This is a genomic window from Polaromonas sp. P1_E3 (assembly GCF_056405935.1).
Map to the genome: position 1 here is coordinate 1 of NZ_JBFUBD010000180.1, position 5463 is coordinate 5463.

4 protein-coding genes are annotated in these 5463 nt (G+C 63.5%); 1 reads left to right on the forward strand and 3 read right to left on the reverse strand.

Going from position 1 to position 5463, the window contains the following annotated elements; all coding sequences use genetic code 11:
* Positions 1–11 precede the first annotated feature (11 nt).
* Complete coding sequence (locus AC1D0Z_RS15250) at positions 12–719, forward strand: aspartate/glutamate racemase family protein (protein ID WP_477659073.1); 708 nt, start codon at positions 12–14, stop codon at positions 717–719.
* Here AC1D0Z_RS15250 and AC1D0Z_RS15255 read toward each other — a convergent pair.
* The 3 genes from AC1D0Z_RS15255 to AC1D0Z_RS15265 form a co-directional block, all read right to left on the reverse strand.
* Positions 706–4374 carry a molybdopterin cofactor-binding domain-containing protein gene (locus AC1D0Z_RS15255; protein WP_477659070.1) on the reverse strand — a complete coding sequence of 1223 codons (3669 nt, stop codon included), beginning with the start codon at positions 4372–4374 and terminating at the stop codon, positions 706–708. The genes AC1D0Z_RS15250 and AC1D0Z_RS15255 overlap by 14 nt on opposite strands.
* Positions 4371–4865: a (2Fe-2S)-binding protein gene (locus AC1D0Z_RS15260; RefSeq protein ID WP_477659071.1), complete on the reverse strand. Its 495-nt coding sequence runs from the start codon at positions 4863–4865 to the stop codon at positions 4371–4373. The genes AC1D0Z_RS15255 and AC1D0Z_RS15260 overlap by 4 nt, the downstream gene beginning before the upstream one ends.
* 33 nt (positions 4866–4898) lie before the next feature.
* Positions 4899–5463, reverse strand: a 565-nt coding sequence (locus AC1D0Z_RS15265; RefSeq protein WP_477659072.1) for an ABC transporter ATP-binding protein, incomplete at its 5' end; no start/stop codon positions are given.

Here is a 5463-nt window from a genome sequence, read left to right on the forward strand (position 1 = left end):
GGAGACAGGTCATGCCCCAACACATCGGTATCGTCGGCTGCTCTGCCGAAGGCGCTGCGCTCTGTTATCAAACCATCTGCGTGGAAGGTGCGAAGACCCTGGGGCCACATGCCCACCCTGAAGTATCGATGCACACGCCGTCGCTTTCCGACTACATGGCGTGCATCTATCGCAACGACTGGGACGGCGTGGGCGAGATCATGCTCGCCTCCGCGCACAAGCTGGCAAAGGCCGGAGCTGACTTCCTGGTCTGTCCGGACAACACCATCCATCAGGCATTTGCTTACGTGAAGGCACGCTCACCGCTACCCTGGCTTCACATCGCAGAAGTTGTAGCCGAAGAGGCTGTCAGGCGCGGGTACCACCGCATCGGACTCACCGGCACGCAATGGCTCGTCGACAGCGAGGTCTACCCTGAAAAGCTGGCGGCCCGCGGGTTGCAATACCTGCGCCCCGACACCGCGGAGCGCGACGAAATCAACCGCATCATCATGGACGAGCTGGTGTACGGTGTCTTCAAGCCGGAAGCAGTCGGGTATTTTCAGAAAGTCATTAAGCGGATGAAAAGCGACGGCTGCGATGCCGTCGTCCTGGGTTGCACCGAAATCCCCCTGATCATGAACGATTCGAACTCGGTACTGCCGACATTGGACTCCACACGCCTGCTGGCGCGAGCGGCGCTTGCGAGGGCGACGCAGGGCCGTGCTACCGCGGCCTGACTGAAGAAACTTGGTGCTGGCCTGGCGTAGCGCGAATGCGCGAGACGGTTGCCGGCAAGTCCTGCCATGCAGGTTCCGAGGGCGCATAGCGGCCGCGCATGTAAGCCACCAGCGCCGCCACCTGGGCATCATCGAGGCTATGGCGAAAAGCCGGCATGAATCCAATGTCTTTGCTCGCCGGTGACTGAATTCCCTCAAGGATCACCCGCACCAGGTTGTCGGGCCGCTCGCTGTGCAGCTTGCTGTTAAGGGCCAGCGGCACGTTCACCCCCAGCAGTCGCGGGCCGTCGCCATCGTGATGGCAGGATGCGCAGGCACCACTGAACAGGCGCTGGCCAGGGCCCAGCAAGCTCGCAGCCGATTGCCGGGCCGACAGGACCACCTGTTCTTTACGCTGAATGCTTTCGGTGTCGGCAATTGGCTCATTGAAAGACGCAAGGTAGGTCGCCATTGCACGAATATCCTCTTCGGGCAAGGCGGCCAGTTCCTTGATCACCGGGGCCATCGGGCCCGCTGCGATGCCGTGTTGCGCTGAGTAGCCACTGCGCAGGTAGCGGTACAGCTCCGCGGAGGTCCATGGCACGGGCGCATGAGACAGCGCTGTCAGTGCCGGAGCTTCCCATCCATCCACTACAGACCCGCTTAAAAAGGCTTTTCCGCCACGTTCAGCACCCGCGGCATTGCGCGGTGTATGGCAGGCGCCGCAATGGCCCAGGCCGTTAACCAGGTAGGCACCACGATTCCATTCGGCAGTCTGCGCGGGGTCGGGCCGGTAAGGCGCCGGGTCATGAAACAGCGCGTTCCAGCCGGCCATCAATGGCCGCACACTGAAGGGAAAGGCCAGCCGCGTGGCCGGTGGCTCTGACCGCACGGCGGGCTGGGCCATCAGGTAGGCATACAGCGCGGTCAGGTCTTCGTCGCTGGTCCTGGCGAATGCGGTGTAGGGAAACGCAGGATACAAATAGTGGCCATCGCGGGAAATCCCTTCACGCATGGCGCGCTGGAAGGCGCTGAAGGACCACAAGCCGATGCCGGTGTCCGCGTCAGGCGTGAGGTTGGTAGTGATAATTTTTCCGAAAGGCGTATCGATGGCCCTGCCACCGGCATTGGGGATGCCGCCGGGTGCGGTATGGCACACCACGCAGTCGCCGGCAGCCGCGAGCTGCCGGCCGCGTTCCAGCGTGGCTGCGGTGTACACGGATGCGCCGCTTTGCGCCACCGGGACAATGACCGACCGGCCGCCAGCCAACGCCCACACGATGCCCACAACCCCCGCGAGCAAGGCGCCTGCGCGGGACCACCAAGCCATTCCTTTCGGCCATGCCGCACCCTCGGGTACGGGATTGGGCAACCGAGCTGGAGCTGTTGGGATGGCTGGCTCAGGTTCCAGCCCGGGATTGAGCGCGGCACGCACCACTTCCGGCGTAAAAGGCGGCTGACGAAAACGCACACCGGTGGCATCAAAAATGGCGTTGGCGATGGCTGCCGTGCCCGGCACTGAAGACGACTCTCCGGCGCCAAGCGGTGGCTCACCGGGGCGCGCCATGGTCACGACCTCAATCACCGGCACGTCCCTGAAGTTCAGGATGGGATAACTTCCCCACTCCAGGCTCGTCACCTGATTCGTTTGAGGCGACACCGTGACCTGTTCCGTAAGCGCACGGCTGGTCGTCTGCACCACGTTGCCATGGATCTGGTGCTGAACCCCGGCGGGGTTGATCAGCGTGCCGGCGTCATGCCCTACCACGACGCGCCGGACATGCACCTCGCCCGTCTTGCGATTCACTTCGACATCGGCCACCCAGGCCGCCCACGCCGCGCCGAACCCCGGCCATTTGCTGTGCATGTAACGGGCATACGCAAAGCCCTGGCCGCGCACAACGTCGTGGGGATCACCAGGCGCTGTTGGTTGCTGCTGCGGTGCGGTATGTGCCGTCCAGCCGGCGCGCTCGGCTGTAGCGCGCACCAGTTCCGCAGCGCGCGGCTCTTTCAGGTACTGCAACCGAAACTCTACAGGGTCGACGCCTGCAGCGGTTGCCAGCTCGTCGATGTAAGACTCATGCGCGAATGAATTCGGCAGTGCCGAAACGCCACGTAACCACGACGCGCGCAACAGCGGCGCCATGTCATTGACGGCGATGCGCATGTTGGCGTAGTCGTAAGGCGGCCGGGCGGTCCGGTCGCCCATTTCGTAGGCCTGCGCAACAGGCTCAATGGTGCGCGTGAGTAAAAGCGCCAGTGTGGGAGCGCCGTTTGAAGGGTATGAGGTCTGAAAGTCATACGCAGCCACCGACCCGTCGGCATTCAACCCGCCGTTCACCTGCATGAGCTGGGCGGCACCTTTGGGTTCCCAGGCGTTTTCCTGCTCACGTGTCAGTTGCACACGCACGGGGCTGCCCACAGCACGCGAAAGCAGCGCGGCATCTGCCGCCACATCGTCAGCGCAGTTTCGCCCGTAGCAGCCTGCCGCTTCCATGCGGATCACATCAATGGCGACATCGGCCAGGCCGATCAGTCGTGATAAATCGGCCCGCAGCACATGGGGGTTTTGGGTTCCCGCCCATACCGTCAAGCGTTCCTGCTGCCAGTCGGCCACGGCGCATGAGGGTCCCAGGGATCCGTGCATCTGGTAGGGCCAGACGTAGTTGCGCGCCAAGGCTTGCGCTGCGCCCGCCATCGCGACATCGACGTTGCCATCATCGACAAGCCTGCGCTGCGTGGCCGGGTTGTTGCGGATCGCCTGCTCCAGGTCATTCAGGTTTGCAAGGCCGGGCCATGGTTTCCAGCAGACCTGCAATTCGCGCAGCGCCTGTTCGGCGTACTCTTCCCGCTCTGCGACGATACCGACAAAGTCGCGGATCACCACCACCGCGCGAATGCCCGGTATGTGGGCAATCGAGGGTTCATCCACCGATTCCAGCGTGTTGCCGATGAAGTCCCCATGGTCAGCCCCGGCATAAGGTGGCCGTACCACGCGGCCGTGCAGCATGCCGGGGACGCGCATGTCATGCACAAACGTCAGAGCGCCGGTGGCCTTGGCCGGGATATCCAGGCGCGCCGCACTGGTCCCTACCAGGCGGTAGTTGGCAGCATCCTTGACAGGAGTGCCCGGCACCAGCGAGAGATGTGCGTGCTCATTGGCCAGTAAAACGCCATACGTGACCGATTTATCTTCCTGCCCCACTACGGAAACAACGCCGTCCTGCACGGCGAGCAGGGAAGGGTCCACCCGCAGTACGCTGGCTGCGCGCATCACCAGCCACGCGCGTGCCTGCGCCGCCGCGGCCCGTAGAGGGACGGCATGAATCTGGATGGATGCGCTGGCGATCGTGGCCCCCTGGTTGGGGGCGCGTGTCGTGTCCCCAAGAACCATGTTGACCTGCTCAATCGCAACGTCCAGCTCTTCCGCCACGATCTGCGCCAGCGCGGTACGGATCCCGGTGCCCAGGTCGACGTGTCCGTTCAGGGCCGTCACGCTGCCGTCATCCCACACGGCAACCAATATTTCGACGCCCTCTTGCGGATTGGCGCCGACCAGTGCAGGTTGGCCATTGACGGCCGCAGGCRCAGGCGGCGGCTCGCGGGTCACCAGCAAGACGCCGTCGGCCGCATGAAAATCGGCGCGTGTCAGCGGCGCATCGGCCCGACGCGTCATGGCACGCTATCCCGGGCAAAGCTTTGTCGCGTCAGCTCTGCCGCACGCAACACCGCCCTCACGATCTCCAGGTGCGTGCCGCAGCGGCACAAATTCCCGGACAGCTCACGGCGTATATCATCCTCGCCCGGATCCGGGTTCCGCGCCAGCAACGCGACAGTCGCCATGATCATGCCGTTCAGGCAGTAGCCGCACTGGGCAGCCTGCTCTCCTATAAACGCTTGCTGGACCGGATGAAGGGCCGCCAGCGTACCCAGTCCCTCAAGGGTGGTGATTTCGCGTCCTGCCATCCCGGACGCAGGAATAACGCAGGCACGTGCGGCCACACCATCCACCAGCACGGTGCATGCCCCGCACTCGCCCAGCCCGCAACCATATTTCGGTCCATTCAGCGCGAAGTCGTTACGCAGTACCGTCAGCAGGCTGGCCTGCTCCGTCCCATGCAGCGTACRCTCCAGGTGGTTGACGGACAGTGTGACGGTAGAACCCATATTTACCGGACCGGAACGGAGGTAAGGCGCGGCCTACACACTGAGATAGGCACGGCGCACCTCTTCATTGGCGGCCAGATCCGCCATGGATCCCTCAAAGCGGATTTGCCCTTTTTCCAGGACATAGGCCCTGTCGGACACCAGCTCGGCGAAATGCATGTTTTGCTCGGACAGCAAAATGCTGACGCCCTGGGTTTTTAGCTCCAGAATCATGTGGGCCATCTGTTCCACAATGACGGGCGCCACCCCTTCGGAAGGCTCGTCAAGCAGAACCAGATAGGGATTGCCCATCAAGGTCCTGGCCACTGTCAGCATTTGCTGCTCACCGCCACTCATGCGGCCGCCCGGGCGCGTAGGCATCTCACCAAGGTTGGGAAACAGCTTGAAGAGGCGTTCCGGCGTCCACAAGGGGGCCTCACTGCCGTCGGGCCAGCGGCGCGGCGCCTGCCTGCCAACCTCGAGGTTTTCGTTCACGGTCAGGTCGGTGAAGATTCGCCGATCTTCCGGCACAAAGCCCAGGCCCATGCGAGCCGCATGGTGCGGCTCGCTGCCGGAGATATCCTTGCCAAGGAAAGTCACGCTGCCACGCCGCTTGTCG

Coding starts and splice junctions, on each gene's coding strand:
- AC1D0Z_RS15250 (WP_477659073.1), top strand. CDS start 12: ATGCCCCAACACATCGGTATCGTCGGCTGCTCTGCCGAAGGCGCTGCG.